The organism is Pseudomonas idahonensis (genome assembly GCF_037903935.1).
Lineage (GTDB): Bacteria > Pseudomonadota > Gammaproteobacteria > Pseudomonadales > Pseudomonadaceae > Aquipseudomonas > Aquipseudomonas danubii.
Window position 1 is genome coordinate 6,594,389 of the sequence record NZ_CP149586.1, and the last position, 13,528, is coordinate 6,607,916.

Annotated in this window: 13 protein-coding genes; 5 read left to right on the forward strand and 8 right to left on the reverse strand. The window is 61.3% G+C overall.

The window, feature by feature from the left end:
• Window positions 1–249 precede the first annotated feature (249 nt).
• Together rep and WIN67_RS29955 are read left to right on the forward strand one after the other, a co-directional pair.
• Window positions 250–2,259, forward strand: a complete 2,010-nt coding sequence (gene rep / locus WIN67_RS29950; RefSeq protein ID WP_102862245.1) for a DNA helicase Rep — start codon at window positions 250–252, stop codon at window positions 2,257–2,259.
• Between the two features lie 55 nt (window positions 2,260–2,314).
• Window positions 2,315–2,887 (forward strand): xanthine phosphoribosyltransferase, encoded by a 573-nt coding sequence (locus WIN67_RS29955; RefSeq protein WP_011064203.1) that lies wholly within the window; start codon window positions 2,315–2,317, stop codon window positions 2,885–2,887.
• Window positions 2,888–3,000: 113 nt separating this feature from the next.
• On the opposite strand, the gene WIN67_RS29960 is transcribed toward WIN67_RS29955, so the two are convergent.
• The 6 genes from WIN67_RS29960 to dadA all read right to left on the reverse strand — a co-directional run bounded on the left by WIN67_RS29960 (window position 3,001) and on the right by dadA (window position 9,136).
• Complete coding sequence (locus tag WIN67_RS29960) at window positions 3,001–4,929, reverse strand: acetyl-CoA hydrolase/transferase C-terminal domain-containing protein (protein WP_339070409.1); 1,929 nt, start codon at window positions 4,927–4,929, stop codon at window positions 3,001–3,003.
• A gap of 136 nt (window positions 4,930–5,065) precedes the next feature.
• Window positions 5,066–5,482 carry a c-type cytochrome gene (locus WIN67_RS29965; protein WP_102881278.1) on the reverse strand — a complete coding sequence of 139 codons (417 nt, stop codon included), beginning with the start codon at window positions 5,480–5,482 and terminating at the stop codon, window positions 5,066–5,068.
• A gap of 182 nt (window positions 5,483–5,664) precedes the next feature.
• Window positions 5,665–6,213, reverse strand: coding sequence for a cupin domain-containing protein (locus WIN67_RS29970; protein WP_102862248.1), 549 nt, complete (start codon window positions 6,211–6,213; stop codon window positions 5,665–5,667).
• A gap of 132 nt (window positions 6,214–6,345) precedes the next feature.
• Window positions 6,346–7,419 carry an alanine racemase gene (gene alr / locus WIN67_RS29975; protein WP_250329735.1) on the reverse strand — a complete coding sequence of 358 codons (1,074 nt, stop codon included), beginning with the start codon at window positions 7,417–7,419 and terminating at the stop codon, window positions 6,346–6,348.
• Between the two features lie 90 nt (window positions 7,420–7,509).
• The gene (locus WIN67_RS29980) at window positions 7,510–7,863 is read right to left on the reverse strand and encodes a RidA family protein (protein ID WP_102862250.1); all 354 of its coding nucleotides are present in this window, start codon (window positions 7,861–7,863) and stop codon (window positions 7,510–7,512) included.
• Window positions 7,835–9,136 carry a D-amino acid dehydrogenase gene (gene dadA / locus WIN67_RS29985; RefSeq protein ID WP_102862530.1) on the reverse strand — a complete coding sequence of 434 codons (1,302 nt, stop codon included), beginning with the start codon at window positions 9,134–9,136 and terminating at the stop codon, window positions 7,835–7,837. The genes WIN67_RS29980 and dadA overlap by 29 nt, the downstream gene beginning before the upstream one ends.
• Window positions 9,137–9,293: 157 nt before the next feature.
• Here dadA and WIN67_RS29990 point away from each other — a divergent pair, with 157 nt between their 5' ends.
• Window positions 9,294–9,782 (forward strand): Lrp/AsnC ligand binding domain-containing protein, encoded by a 489-nt coding sequence (locus WIN67_RS29990; RefSeq protein ID WP_011064210.1) that lies wholly within the window; start codon window positions 9,294–9,296, stop codon window positions 9,780–9,782.
• Between the two features lie 47 nt (window positions 9,783–9,829).
• On the opposite strand, the gene WIN67_RS29995 is transcribed toward WIN67_RS29990, so the two are convergent.
• Complete coding sequence (locus WIN67_RS29995) at window positions 9,830–10,183, reverse strand: YkgJ family cysteine cluster protein (RefSeq protein WP_102862531.1); 354 nt, start codon at window positions 10,181–10,183, stop codon at window positions 9,830–9,832.
• A 148-nt stretch (window positions 10,184–10,331) separates the two neighbouring features.
• On the opposite strand from WIN67_RS29995, the gene WIN67_RS30000 reads away from it, so the two are divergent.
• Window positions 10,332–11,645, forward strand: coding sequence for an FAD-binding oxidoreductase (locus tag WIN67_RS30000; protein ID WP_339070411.1), 1,314 nt, complete (start codon window positions 10,332–10,334; stop codon window positions 11,643–11,645).
• Between the two features lie 27 nt (window positions 11,646–11,672).
• Here WIN67_RS30000 and WIN67_RS30005 read toward each other — a convergent pair whose 3' ends face one another.
• Window positions 11,673–11,915: a DUF1127 domain-containing protein gene (locus WIN67_RS30005; protein WP_102881281.1), complete on the reverse strand. Its 243-nt coding sequence runs from the start codon at window positions 11,913–11,915 to the stop codon at window positions 11,673–11,675.
• Window positions 11,916–12,095: 180 nt separating this feature from the next.
• Here WIN67_RS30005 and WIN67_RS30010 point away from each other — a divergent pair, with 180 nt between their 5' ends.
• Window positions 12,096–13,520, forward strand: coding sequence for a PLP-dependent aminotransferase family protein (locus tag WIN67_RS30010; RefSeq protein WP_207166752.1), 1,425 nt, complete (start codon window positions 12,096–12,098; stop codon window positions 13,518–13,520).
• Window positions 13,521–13,528 lie beyond the last annotated feature (8 nt).

Below are 13,528 nucleotides of genomic sequence, written 5' to 3' on the forward strand. Positions count from 1 at the left end.
GCAAAATTAGTTGGCGGCGGGCATTATGGCGCGCAAATAAGCAATAACAATTGATATTGATTATCATACGCAATTTCTTGTACCGCTCTAACTCGAACATTAGACGCATATTCAGCGCGCATCCTGAGGGAAAGTATCAAAACCGGCAAATTTAGATAGCGTTGTGCGTCACAAGTCGGAGAGAGCAGCAGAATCTGTCCAGCCTGTTAAAATGCCCGCCCTTTTCGTAACCGATCCCTTTTTACCGTCATGTCCCGACTCAATCCCCGGCAGCAAGAAGCCGTGAACTATGTCGGCGGCCCTCTTTTGGTGCTCGCCGGCGCAGGCTCCGGCAAGACCAGCGTGATCACCCGCAAGATCGCGCACCTGATCCAGAACTGCGGCATCCGCGCCCAGTACATCGTCGCCATGACCTTTACCAACAAGGCCGCGCGAGAAATGAAGGAGCGGGTCGGCACCCTGCTGCGCGCCGGCGAAGGCCGTGGCCTGACCGTGTCGACCTTCCACAACCTGGGCCTGAACATCATCCGCAAGGAGCATGCGCGGCTGGGCTACAAGCCGGGCTTCTCGATCTTCGACGAAGCCGACGTCAAGGCCCTGATGACCGACATCATGCAGAAGGAGTATTCCGGGGACGACGGCGTCGACGAGATCAAGAACATGATCGGTTCGTGGAAGAACGACCTGATCCTGCCGGCCCAAGCCCTGGAAAATGCTCGCAACCCCAAGGAGCAGACCGCAGCCATCGTCTACACCCATTACCAACGCACGCTCAAGGCGTTCAACGCGGTGGACTTCGATGACTTGATCCTGCTGCCGGTGAAGCTGTTCGAAGAACACGCCGACATCCTGGAGAAATGGCAGAACAAGGTCCGCTACCTGCTGGTGGACGAATACCAGGACACCAACGCCAGCCAGTACCTGCTGGTGAAAATGCTCATCGGCAAACGCAACCAGTTCACCGTGGTGGGCGACGACGACCAGTCGATCTACGCCTGGCGTGGCGCGCGCCCGGAAAACCTGATGCTGCTCAAGGACGACTACCCGTCCCTGAAAGTGGTGATGCTGGAGCAGAACTATCGCTCCACCAGCCGTATCCTGCGCTGCGCCAACGTGCTGATCTCCAACAACCCCCACGAGTTCGAAAAGCAGTTGTGGAGCGAGATGGGCCACGGCGACGAGATCCGCGTGATCCGCTGCCGCAACGAAGACGCCGAGGCCGAACGGGTGGCCATGGAGATCCTCAGCCTGCACCTGCGCACCGACCGGCCCTACAGCGACTTCGCCATTCTTTACCGGGGCAACTACCAGGCCAAGCTGATCGAACTGAAGCTGCAGCACCATCAGGTGCCCTATCGCCTGTCCGGCGGGAACAGCTTCTTCGGACGCCAGGAAGTCAAGGATCTGATGGCCTACTTCCGCCTGATCGTGAACCCGGACGACGATAACGCCTTCCTCCGGGTGATCAACGTGCCGCGCCGGGAAATCGGCTCCACGACCCTGGAAAAACTCGGCAACTACGCCACCGAGCGCAAGATCTCGATGTACGCCGCCACCGATGAAATCGGCCTGGGCGAGCACCTGGACAGCCGTTTCACCGACCGCCTGGCGCGTTTCAAGCGCTTCATGGACCGGGTCCGTGAACAATGCGCCGGCGAAGACCCGATCTCCGCACTGCGCAGCATGGTCATGGACATCGACTACGAGAACTGGCTGCGCACCAACAGCTCCAGCGACAAGGCCGCGGACTACCGGATGGGCAACGTCTGGTTCCTGATCGAGGCCTTGAAGAACACCCTGGAAAAAGACGAAGACGGCGAAATGACCGTCGAGGACGCCATCGGCAAGCTGGTCCTGCGGGACATGCTGGAACGCCAGCAGGAAGAGGAAGACGGCGCCGAAGGTGTACAAATGATGACCTTGCATGCCTCCAAGGGGCTGGAGTTTCCCTACGTGTTCATCATGGGCATGGAAGAGGAAATCCTCCCGCACCGCTCCAGTATCGAAGCCGATACCATCGAGGAAGAACGACGCCTGGCCTATGTGGGCATTACCCGTGCTCGCCAGACCCTGGCCTTCACTTTCGCGGCCAAGCGCAAGCAATACGGTGAAATCATCGACTGCGCACCGAGCCGCTTCCTCGATGAATTGCCCCCGGACGACCTGGCCTGGGAAGGCAATGACGACACGCCGACCGAAGTCAAAGCCGTTCGCGGCAATAGCGCTTTGGCGGATATACGCGCGATGTTAAAGCGCTAAAATCGACTATTTTTAACTGACCTTTGGCGCAACAGGCGCTATTTGAGGAAGCTCCGTGGAAGCACTGCACAAGAAAATTCGCGAAGAAGGCATCGTGCTTTCCGATCAAGTACTGAAAGTCGACGCCTTTCTGAACCATCAGATCGACCCGCAGTTGATGAAGCTGATCGGCGATGAATTCGCCACGCTGTTCAAGGACTCGGGCATCACCAAGATCGTCACCATCGAAGCCTCGGGGATTGCCCCGGCCATCATGACCGGTCTGAACCTGGGCGTGCCGGTGATCTTCGCCCGCAAGCACCAGTCCCTGACCCTGACCGAGAACCTGCTGTCGGCCACCGTATACTCCTTCACCAAACAGGTGGAAAGCACCGTCGCCATCTCCCCACGGCACCTGACCAGCAGCGATCGCGTGCTGATCATCGATGACTTCCTGGCCAACGGTAAGGCGTCCCAGGCACTGATCTCGATCATCAAGCAGGCCGGCGCCACCGTGGCCGGCCTGGGCATCGTGATCGAGAAGTCCTTCCAGGGCGGCCGTGCCGAACTGGACTCACAGGGCTACCGCGTGGAATCCCTGGCCCGGGTCAAATCCCTGGCCGGCGGCGTGGTCACCTTCATCGAGTAACCTCGCCCGTTAGCCCTGCGTAGAAGCTGGCTTGTGTAGGAGCTGGCTTGCCAGCGAAGACGCCCTTGAGAGCAATGCAAGACTTAATGGCCCATTCGCCGGCAAGCCGGCTCCTACGACAGCGTTGGCGAAGTGGCCTGCAGCCCGGCCAGCAGGAACCGCTGATACAGCTCCTCACGCAGCCCATCGGGCTGCTCCAGCCCCATGCGTTCAAGGTGCGCCGCAAATGCCTCAGGCTCCGGCGCATCGAGTGCCGCCTTGCCCAGCTCAAGGATCTCGCTGAGCTTGAACTTGCTCTTGAGCCAGTTCAGCGCCCGCAGCAGGTCACGCTCTTCATCGCTGAAATCACTGCCCAACGGATACTCGGGAAACAGGTGGCTATGACGCGCCTGGATATTCTGCAAACGCTGTGGGCTGTTGTCGGTAAAACGCGGGTTCAGACGAAAATCCTTCGGCAGTTTTCCGGCCTTCTGTGCCTGCTCCATCAACCCCGGCTGAAAGCGTGAGTCGCTGATATTGAGCAGCGCCTCAATCACTTGCGCATCCGTTTTACCCCGCAGATCGGCAATGCCGTACTCGGTGATCACGATGTCCCGCAGATGGCGCGGGATGGTGCAATGGCCGTACTCCCAGACGATGTTGGAGCTGACTTCGCCAGCGGATTCGCGCCAACTGCGCAGGATCAGCACCGAGCGAGCATCGTGCAGAGCATGGCCCTGGGCAACGAAGTTGTACTGCCCGCCCACACCGCTGAGCACCTTCCCGCCCTGCAACTGATCGGACACCGCCGCGCCCATCAGGGTCATGGTGAACGCGCTGTTGATGAATCGCGCATCCCGGCGCTGCAGGCGCTTGAGTTCTTCATGGCCATACAGCTCGTTGATGTAGCTGATGGCGGTCATGTTGAACTGCGCCAGCTTGCTCTTGGGCAGCTCGCGCAACCGCTGATAGAAACTGCGCGGGCCAAGGAAGAAACCACCATGGACCGAGACCCCGCCAGCCGCGGCCGCATCCAGGGTGCCGGCGTTGGCTTGCTGTTGCAGCTCCAAAGTCGGGTAGACCTTGCGCCGCACGATGCCGGCATCCGCCAGGGCCAGCAGGCCGTTGACGAACATTTCACTGCAACCGTAAAGGCCCTGGGCAAAGGGCTCGACGCCGCCTTCGCGGTCGATCAGCGCCTGCCAGTGGTCAACCTGCAGATCCGCCAGCAGGGCACGATAACCGTCGTTGTCGGCCTGCCGTGCCAGCAAGGCTGCGGTCAGCGCGTCGCCCATGGAGCCAATGCCGATCTGCAAGGTGCCGCCGTCGCGCACCAGGGTGCTGGCATGCAAGCCGATGCAATGATCCTGAATCCCCACCGGCATGTTCGGCGTGGAAAACAGGGTGCTGCGCTCCTCCTCGTCGATCAGCAGATCGAGGTCCGCAGCATCGATCTCGGAGTCCCCGGGCATATAAGGCAGGTCACTGTGGACCTGGCCGAGAATCAGGATGGTCTCCCCCGCCGCACGACGCTTGGCGATCATCGGCAGCATGTCGAGGGTGATATCCGGGTTGCAGCTCAGGCTCAGGCGGCCGGGGTGTTGCGGATCGCGGGCCAGCAGTTGCGCCACCAGGTTCAAGCCGGCGGCGTTGATGTCCCGGGCGGCATGGCTGTAGTTGCTGCTGACATAGTCCTGCTGCGCTGCGGCGCTGTGCAAAAGGCTGCCGGGCTGCATGAAGAACTGCTCGACGCGGATGTTCGCAGGCAGGCTGTCGCGGTGCAGGTCGGCAAGGAAATCCAGTTCCGGATAGTCGCCGAACACCCGCTCCACGAAGGGTTCGAGAAAGCGCTTCTGCAAACCGTCGCCCAGGGACGGACGGCCCAGGCTCAGGGCGGTATAGATCGTCAGTTGGCGTTCGGGCAATTGGGCAATGCGACGATACAGAGCGTTGGCAAAACGGTTGGGTTTGCCCAGGCCCAGGGGCATGCCCATGTGAATGTGTTGCGGCAAACGGGCGAGCACTTCATCTACCGCATGCTCGATAGAACAGGATTGCAGCATCTGACCCTCCGGGGACCATCCATGAATTGAGGTTGGACCGAGCTTGCCGGGAGTTTGCTGCCTTGAACAGTGCACTGGCTGAATTACGCCCACAAAAAAGCCGCTCGTAAGCGGCTTTTTCGCTGAAGATGGCGGCTTATTTCAGGCCGGACATCTTCTGGATAGCCGCTTTGAGATCGTCATCGGTGCAATCGGCGCAGGTGCCTTTAGGCGGCATGGCGTTGATACCGGTGATGGCCTTGGCCAGGATTCCGTCGAGGCCGCCCTGGTGATCGGCGCGCTCTTTCCAGGCTGCGGTGTCACCGATTTTCGGCGCACCCAACAGGCCGGTGCCGTGGCAAGCATTGCAATGCTTGGCAATCACGTCATCCGGGGATTTCGCCCCACCGCCACCACCTGCAGAAGCAGCGACTTCCATACCCTTGCATTCCTGCCCCTGAACGCAGACCTGGCCAACAGGCTCAAGACGCTTGGCAATGTCATCATTAGTCGCAGCTTGAGCGCTGACTGCCCAAAGGGCCAATACGGTTGCTGGTGCGGCCAGCATTTTCATAATTAGGTTCACGCGTACACCCTCAATGGTGGCTAGTCACGCCTGCGGCCACGGTTTCGCAGGCGGGCGAAAGTATAACGGTTAGCCCGCCACACTGAAACAACCCCAAAGTCGAAGGGGTCTTAATCGCGGCGAAATGTCGCTGGGGGCCTCTCTGCAAACCTTGCAGGATGCCTCTTGGTCTAGAAATTCGCCGGAGTGGCTGCGCTGATTAGTCGCGCCGGAGCATCGAACGGATTACGGAAACGGTGCGGCTTCGTACTCTCAAAGTAGTAGCTGTCGCCGGCCTCCAGGACAAATGTTTCCAGCCCTACCACCAGTTCCAGGCGACCTTCGAGAAGAATGCCGGTTTCCTCGCCGTCGTGGGTGAGCATCTCTTCCCCGGTATCGGCGCCGGGCGGGTAGATTTCGTTGAGAAACGCAATAGCACGACTCGGATGCGCCCGGCCCACCAGCTTCATGGTGACTGCGCCATCGGAGATATCGATCAGTTCGTGGGCCTTGTAGACAATCTGAGAAGGCGTTTCCTGGAGGATTTCCTCGGAAAAGAACTCGACCATGGACATGGGAATGCCGCCCAGCACCTTTCGCAGTGAGCTGATCGAGGGGCTGACACTGTTCTTTTCGATCATTGAAATGGTGCTATTGGTGACGCCCGCACGCTTGGCGAGTTCACGCTGGGAAAGACCTTTCAGTTTACGGATGGATTGTAGTCGTTCACCGACGTCCAATGCGGCAGCCTCCTAGGCGGGAATCAGGCGTTGTTGTAATTGAGCGTTATCATGGCGACAGCGTTCAGTATTTACAACACTTGGCCCCGATTCCCCCGAGGGCAGGCGACTTTCGGTACAACCCGCGCAATCTCAGTCTTCGCAGTACACCAGCGGCACCCGACGCAGGTTGCAGAACAGCTGATAAGGGATGGTATTGGCGGCCAGGGCAACCTCGCTGGCGAGGATGTTCTTGCCCCACAATTCCACCCGGGAACCCAGCCCGGCCTGTGGCACATCCGTCAGGTCGACACACAGCATGTCCATGGACACCCGGCCTAGCAGGCGGCTGCGCTGGCCGTCCACCAGCACCGGAGTGCCGGTCGGCGCGTGGCGCGGATAGCCATCGGCATAACCCATGGCGACCACGCCGATGCGCATCGGCTTGTCGGTGATGAACTTGGCGCCATAGCCCACCGGCTCGCCGGCGGGCAGCTCACGCACACAGATCACCTTGGATTCCAGGGTCATGACCGGCTGCAGTCGCTCAGCCACGGAGTTGTTTTCTTCGAACGGCGTAGAGCCATAAAGCATGATGCCGGGACGCACCCAGTCACTGGGGACGCTCGGCCAGCCCATGACCGCCGGCGAGTTACGCAAGCTGATTTCAGCCCCCAGCCCCTGACGAGCTGCCTCGAATACCGCGACCTGTTCACTGCTGCGCGGGCAGTCCAGCTCGTCAGCACGGGCGAAGTGGCTCATCAGCACGATTTTCTCGACCTTGCCGCTGGCCTGCAGCCGTTGATAGGCCGTCTGGTAATCCTTGGGATGCAGGCCAACCCGGTGCATGCCCGAATCCAGCTTGAGCCAGACCGTCAGCGGCTTGGCCACCGGTGTCTGCTCGATGGCCTCGAGCTGCCACAGCGAATGCACCACACACCAGAAATCATGCTCGACGATCAGCGCCAACTCGGAGGCTTCAAAGAAACCTTCCAGCAGCAGGATCGGCGCACCAATACCGGCGGCGCGCAGTTCCAGAGCCTCTTCGATGCAGGCCACGGCAAAGCCGTCGGCCTCGGCCTCCAGCGCCTGGGCGCAACGCACGGCGCCATGACCGTAGGCATCAGCCTTGATCACCGCAAGGGCGCGAACACCCGAGACTTCACGGGCCAGTTGGTAGTTGTGACGCAGGGCTTGGAGATCGATCAGGGCACGGGCAGGGCGCATGGCGGCAGACTTCTAGGCGGTCATGGGAATAAAAAACCGGTGCTGGATGACAGCTGGCCGCCACCGGCACCGGGAGAGGGATCTTGTCGCTTAAGGCAGAGCAGCCACCACGGAAAGCTCGATGAGGATTTCCGGCTCGCAGAGCTTGGCCTCCACAGTGGCCCGGGCCGGGGCCACGCCTTTTGGCAGCCACTGGTCCCAGACACTGTTCATGCCTGCGAAGTGGGCATCGATGTCCTTGAGGTAGATGGTCACCGACAGCAGCTTGCTCTTGTCGGTGCCCGCCAGGTCCAGCAGACGCTCGATGTTGGCCAGGGTTTCCCGGGTTTGCTGTTCGATCCCGGCACTCATGTCATCGCCGACCTGCCCGGACAGATACACCGTACCGCTGTGAACGACGATCTGACTCATGCGCTCATTGGTGAGCTGGCGCTGGATTGACATGTTTAGCTGACTCCTGAGGGTTGCCATAACGGGAAATATCGAGGCCTTCGGCACTGATCTGCGGCTTTTTCTTGGCCATCAGGTCCGCCAGCAAACGACCGGAACCACAGGCCATGGTCCAACCGAGGGTGCCATGACCGGTGTTCAAGAACAGATTACGGAACGGCGTGGCACCGACGATTGGCGTGCCATCCGGGGTGGTAGGACGCAGCCCGGTCCAGAAACTGGCCTGGGACAGATCGCCGCCCTGAGGATAGAGATCGTTGACGATCATCTCCAGCGTTTCACGCCGGCGCGGGTTCAGCGACAGGTCAAAACCGGCGATTTCGGCCATGCCACCGACCCGGATACGGTTGTCGAAACGAGTGATCGCGACCTTGTAGGTCTCGTCGAGGATGGTCGAAGTCGGTGCCATCGCCGGGTTGGTGATCGGCACGGTCAAGGAGTAGCCCTTGAGCGGGTACACCGGAGCCTTGATGCCCAGCGGCTTGAGCAATTGCGGCGAGTAGCTGCCCAGGGCCAGCACGTAGCGGTCGGCGGTTTCCAGTTTGCCGTCGATCCACACGCCATTGATCCGGTCGCCGGCGAAGTCGAGGCGCTGGATGTCCTGGCCAAAACGGAACTCCACACCCAGCTTGATGGCCATTTCAGCCAGGCGCGTGGTGAAGATCTGGCAGTCGCCGGTCTGGTCATTCGGCAGGCGCAGGGCACCGGCAAGGATGTCGGTGACGCTGGCCAAGGCCGGCTCGACCCGGGCGATGCCCTCGCGATCCAACAGCTCGAACGGTACGCCGGATTCCTTGAGCACGGCGATGTCTTTCGCCGCGCCGTCCAGTTGCGCCTGGGTGCGGAACAGCTGGGTGGTGCCCAGGCTGCGACCTTCGTAGGCGATGCCGGTTTCCGCACGCAATTCGTCGAGGCAGTCACGGCTGTATTCGGACAGACGCACCATGCGCTCTTTGTTCACCGCATAACGGCTGGCAGTGCAGTTGCGCAGCATCTGCGCCATCCACAGGTATTGGTCGATATCGGCGGTGGCCTTGATTGCCAGCGGTGCGTGGCGCTGCAGCAGCCATTTGATGGCCTTGAGCGGCACGCCCGGAGCAGCCCAGGGCGAGGCATAGCCAGGGGAAACCTGGCCGGCGTTGGCGAAACTGGTTTCCATGGCTGCAGCCGGCTGGCGGTCCACCACGGTCACATCAAACCCGGCTCGAGCCAGGTAATAGGCACTGGTGGTTCCGATAACGCCACTGCCCAAGACCAGAACGCGCATTTTCATATCCCTCATCGCGGCTTGACCGCTGACGTTTGTTATTCAGAGCAAAGATGGGCGCAGTGTAAGAAACATTGAGCAGTGATTTTCACTATATAACCGCCTATATTTGGCGAGAATTCTCGGCAATATCGCTTTTCACGGAGGGGCATCCCCTATGCGCACCAATCATCAGACCCGTCGTGCCCTGGACAAGATAGATCGCAATATCCTGCGAATTCTGCAGGCCGATGGACGCATTTCCTTCACCGAGCTGGGGGAACGGGTCGGACTCTCCACCACCCCTTGCACCGAGCGAGTGCGCCGCCTGGAACGCGAAGGAATCATCATGGGCTACAACGCCCGGCTCAACCCGCAGCACTTGAAGGGCAGCCTGCTGGTGTTCGTCGAGATCAGCCTGGACTACAAATCAGGGGATACCTTCGAGGAGTTTCGCCGGGCGGTGCTGAAGCTACCGCACGTGCTGGAGTGCCATCTGGTGTCCGGGGACTTCGACTATCTGGTCAAGGCGCGGATCTCGGAGATGGCGTCCTATCGCAAGCTGCTGGGGGACATCCTGCTCAAGCTGCCCCATGTACGGGAATCCAAGAGCTACATCGTGATGGAGGAAGTGAAGGAAAGCCTGAGCCTGCCGATTCCGGATTGAGATGAGGGGCGCCGGTTCCGCGGCAAGCTGGCTCGGAGCGCGAGGGGCTAGACCAGGACCTGACGATTGCTGGCCATGTAGTCGTGGATCTGCTTCTCGACCCGGGGGTGGATCATCTCCACGGGACGCCGGCCGTTGGGGCACGGCAGGCTCGGCGTGGTGCCGAACAAGCGACAGATCAGCGGGCGTTCGTCATACACCGTGCAGCCATTGGGGCCCAGGTGCACACAGTTGAGCTCGTCCATGGCGGCGTCCTGCTCGGCAGCGGTCTTGCGCGGCAGGCGGGACATTTCCTCAGGCGAAGTGGTGACTGGGCCGCAGCAGTCGTGGCAACCAGGAACGCACTCGAAAGAGGGAATCTGCTGACGCAAACTACGGACGATTTGACGGTTACAGCTCATGAAAAAGGCTACCGGGGCATGAATAGCCATGAATTCTGCCCTAAATGCCTGGCAGCAGACAGGGCCGGGCGTCCTGCGGTTGCCGCAAACGAAAGCCCCGGCTTATGCTCCGGCAATTTTTAAAGACCCCCTGATCAGGACACTTTCCATGCCCGCCAGTGCTCAGCCATCCGCCGCCAGCGATCGGCACACCGCCTCTTACTATGCCGCCAGCAGCCTGCCGCAGCCGGACTACCCGACACTGGCAGGCGAGCTGACAGCGGACGTGTGCGTGGTAGGCGGCGGATTCTCGGGGCTCAATACCGCGCTGGAACTGGCCGAACGCGGGTTCAGCGTGATCCTGCTGGAAGCCCGCAAGATCGGCTGGGGCGCCAGCGGTCGCAACGGTGGGCAGTTGATTCGCGGGGTCGGCCACGGCCTGGAGCAGTTCACCAAGGTGATCGGCAGCGACGGCGTGCGGCAGATGAAGCTTATGGGCCTGGAGGCGGTGGAAATCGTCCGCCAGCGCATCGAACGCCTGCAGATCCCCTGCGATCTGACCTGGGGCTACTGCGACCTGGCCAACAAGCCAGCAGACCTTGAGGGTTTTGCCGAAGACGCCGAAGAGCTGCGCAGCCTGGGCTATCGCCACGAAACCCGCCTGTTGCAGGCCAGTGAAATGCACAGCGTAGTGGGCTCCACACGCTACGTTGGCGGGCTGATCGACATGGGCTCGGGCCATCTGCATCCACTGAACCTGGCCCTGGGTGAAGCCCGGGCGGCGCAGCAGATGGGCGTGCGTCTGTTCGAGCATTCGGCAGTGACTCGCATCGACTACGGGCCCGAGGTCAAGGTCCACAGCCATCGCGGCACGGTCCGCGCCAAGACCCTGGTGCTGGGCTGCAACGCCTACCTCAACGACCTCAACCCGGAGCTGGGGGGCAAGGTGCTGCCGGCCGGCAGCTACATCATTGCCACCGAACCCTTGAGTGAGGCCCAGGCGCAAGAGCTATTGCCACAGAACATGGCGGTCTGCGACCAGCGCGTCGCTCTGGACTACTACCGGCTCTCGGCCGATCGGCGCCTGTTGTTCGGCGGTGCCTGCCACTACTCGGGACGCGACCCCAAGGACATCGCCGCGTACATGCGGCCGAAGATGCTGGAAGTGTTCCCGCAACTGGCCAAGGTGAAGATCGACTACCAGTGGGGCGGCATGATCGGCATCGGCGCCAACCGCCTGCCACAGATCGGTCGACTCAAGGACCAGCCCAATGTGTATTACGCCCAGGCCTATTCAGGCCACGGGCTGAACGCCACACACCTGGCGGGCAGGTTGCTGGGAGAGGCCATCAGCGGTCAACAGGGCGGCGGCTTCGACCTGTTCGCCAAGGTGCCGCACATCACCTTTCCCGGCGGCAAGCACCTGCGCTCGCCACTGCTGGCCCTGGGCATGCTCTGGCATCGCCTGAAAGAGCTGGCCTGATCTTCCGCGGCTCCTTGTCGCCGCGGATTACAGCCGCCAGAAAGGCTTGAGGCCTTCGGCCCGTGCCTCCTCGCGGCTCAGCCCCACATCCCGCAACTCCTCGGCGGTCAACTCCAGCAACGCCTTGCGGGTACGCAATCGATGCCAGTACAGGTCCCAGGTACCCAGCCCGGACGGCGCAGTGCACGACAAGGTCGCCGCCGCCCGCTCCTGCTCGACTTCCAGTTCCTGACCGCGTAACGACAGCCGCACATCGCTCAAGCCGTTCATCTCCATTGCTCCTGTTTACTCAAGTTGCCATGAGCGAGCATGATGGGCGCCGCACCAAAACCAATACAGACCCAATACAGCGGTATTACTTCCATACAGATTTGCCAAAAATCCCGCTGAATGCCGTATTTTTGCCCCATCTGTACTGGTCCTCCGTGACTGCCACTTCGAGCCAACGCCATGACCCTCTACGTGAACCTCGCCGAACTCCTGGGCACCCGCATCGAACAGGGCTTCTATCGCCCCGGTGATCGACTGCCCTCGGTGCGCGCGCTGAGCGTAGAACACGGGGTCAGCCTGAGTACCGTGCAGCAGGCCTACCGCGTGCTGGAAGACAACGGCCTGGCCATGCCCAAGCCAAAATCCGGGTACTTCGTCCCCCCCAGCCGTGAGTTGCCTGCGCTACCGGCAGTCGGTCGCCCGGCCCAGCGTCCGGTGGAAATCTCCCAGTGGGACCAGGTGTTGGAGCTGATCCGCGCGGTGCCGCGCAAGGACGTGGTGCAGCTGGGCCGCGGCATGCCGGACATCACCACGCCAACCATGAAGCCCTTGCTACGGGCCCTGGCCCGGCTCAGCCGGCGCCAGGACATGCCCGGCCTGCACTACGACAACATCTACGGCGTGCTGGAGTTGCGCGAGCAAGTCGCGCGGCTGATGCTGGATTCGGGCTGCCAGCTGGGGGCCAATGACCTGGTGATCACCACTGGCTGCCATGAAGCCCTGTCCTCCAGCATTCGCGCTATCTGCGAGCCCGGGGACATAGTCGCCGTAGACTCGCCGAGCTTCCACGGCGCCATGCAGACCCTCAAGGGGCTGGGCATGAAGGCCCTGGAAATCCCCACCGACCCTATTACCGGGATCAGCCTGGAAGCCCTGGAACTGGCCCTGGAGCAGTGGCCGATCAAGGCCATACAGTTGACCCCCAACTGCAACAATCCCTTGGGCTACATCATGCCGGAGTCGCGCAAGCGGGCCTTGCTGACTCTGGCCCAGCGCTTCGACGTGGCGATCATCGAGGACGATGTGTATGGCGAACTGGCCTACACCTACCCACGCCCGCGAACCATCAAGTCCTTCGACGACGACGGCAGGGTTCTGCTGTGCAGCTCCTTCTCCAAGACCCTGGCCCCCGGCCTGCGTATCGGCTGGGTCGCACCCGGCCGTTATCTGGAGCGGGTGCTGCACATGAAGTACATCAGTACCGGCTCCACCGCCCCCCAGCCCCAGGTGGCCATCGCCGAATTCCTGAAAAGCGGTCATTTCGAGCCCCATTTGCGCAAGATGCGCACTCAATACCAGCGCAATCGCGACCTGATGCTCGATTGGGTCAGCCGCTATTTCCCCACGGGCACCCGCGCCAGTCGCCCCCAGGGCAGTTTCATGCTGTGGATCGAACTGCCCGAAGGCTTCGACGCGCTGAAACTCAACCGGACATTGCTCGACCAAGGCGTGCAGATCGCCGTGGGCAGCATCTTTTCCGCCTCGGGCAAATACCGCAATTGCCTGCGGATGAACTACGCTGCCAAGCCAACCGCGCAGATCGAAGACGCGGTACGCAAAGTCGGCTCCGCAGCCATCAAGCTGCTCAGCGAAACCCAGGACTGAACCCCGGG

Coding starts and splice junctions, on each gene's coding strand:
- rep (WP_102862245.1), top strand. CDS start 250: ATGTCCCGACTCAATCCCCGGCAGCAAGAAGCCGTGAACTATGTCGGC.
- WIN67_RS29960 (WP_339070409.1), bottom strand. CDS start 4,929: ATGCTGCAATCCTGTTCTATCGAGCATGCGGTAGATGAAGTGCTCGCC.
- WIN67_RS29965 (WP_102881278.1), bottom strand. CDS start 5,482: ATGAAAATGCTGGCCGCACCAGCAACCGTATTGGCCCTTTGGGCAGTC.
- alr (WP_250329735.1), bottom strand. CDS start 7,419: ATGCGCCCTGCCCGTGCCCTGATCGATCTCCAAGCCCTGCGTCACAAC.
- WIN67_RS29980 (WP_102862250.1), bottom strand. CDS start 7,863: ATGTCAATCCAGCGCCAGCTCACCAATGAGCGCATGAGTCAGATCGTC.
- dadA (WP_102862530.1), bottom strand. CDS start 9,136: ATGCGCGTTCTGGTCTTGGGCAGTGGCGTTATCGGAACCACCAGTGCC.
- WIN67_RS29990 (WP_011064210.1), top strand. CDS start 9,294: ATGCGCACCAATCATCAGACCCGTCGTGCCCTGGACAAGATAGATCGC.
- WIN67_RS29995 (WP_102862531.1), bottom strand. CDS start 10,183: ATGAGCTGTAACCGTCAAATCGTCCGTAGTTTGCGTCAGCAGATTCCC.
- WIN67_RS30000 (WP_339070411.1), top strand. CDS start 10,332: ATGCCCGCCAGTGCTCAGCCATCCGCCGCCAGCGATCGGCACACCGCC.
- WIN67_RS30005 (WP_102881281.1), bottom strand. CDS start 11,915: ATGAACGGCTTGAGCGATGTGCGGCTGTCGTTACGCGGTCAGGAACTG.
- WIN67_RS30010 (WP_207166752.1), top strand. CDS start 12,096: ATGACCCTCTACGTGAACCTCGCCGAACTCCTGGGCACCCGCATCGAA.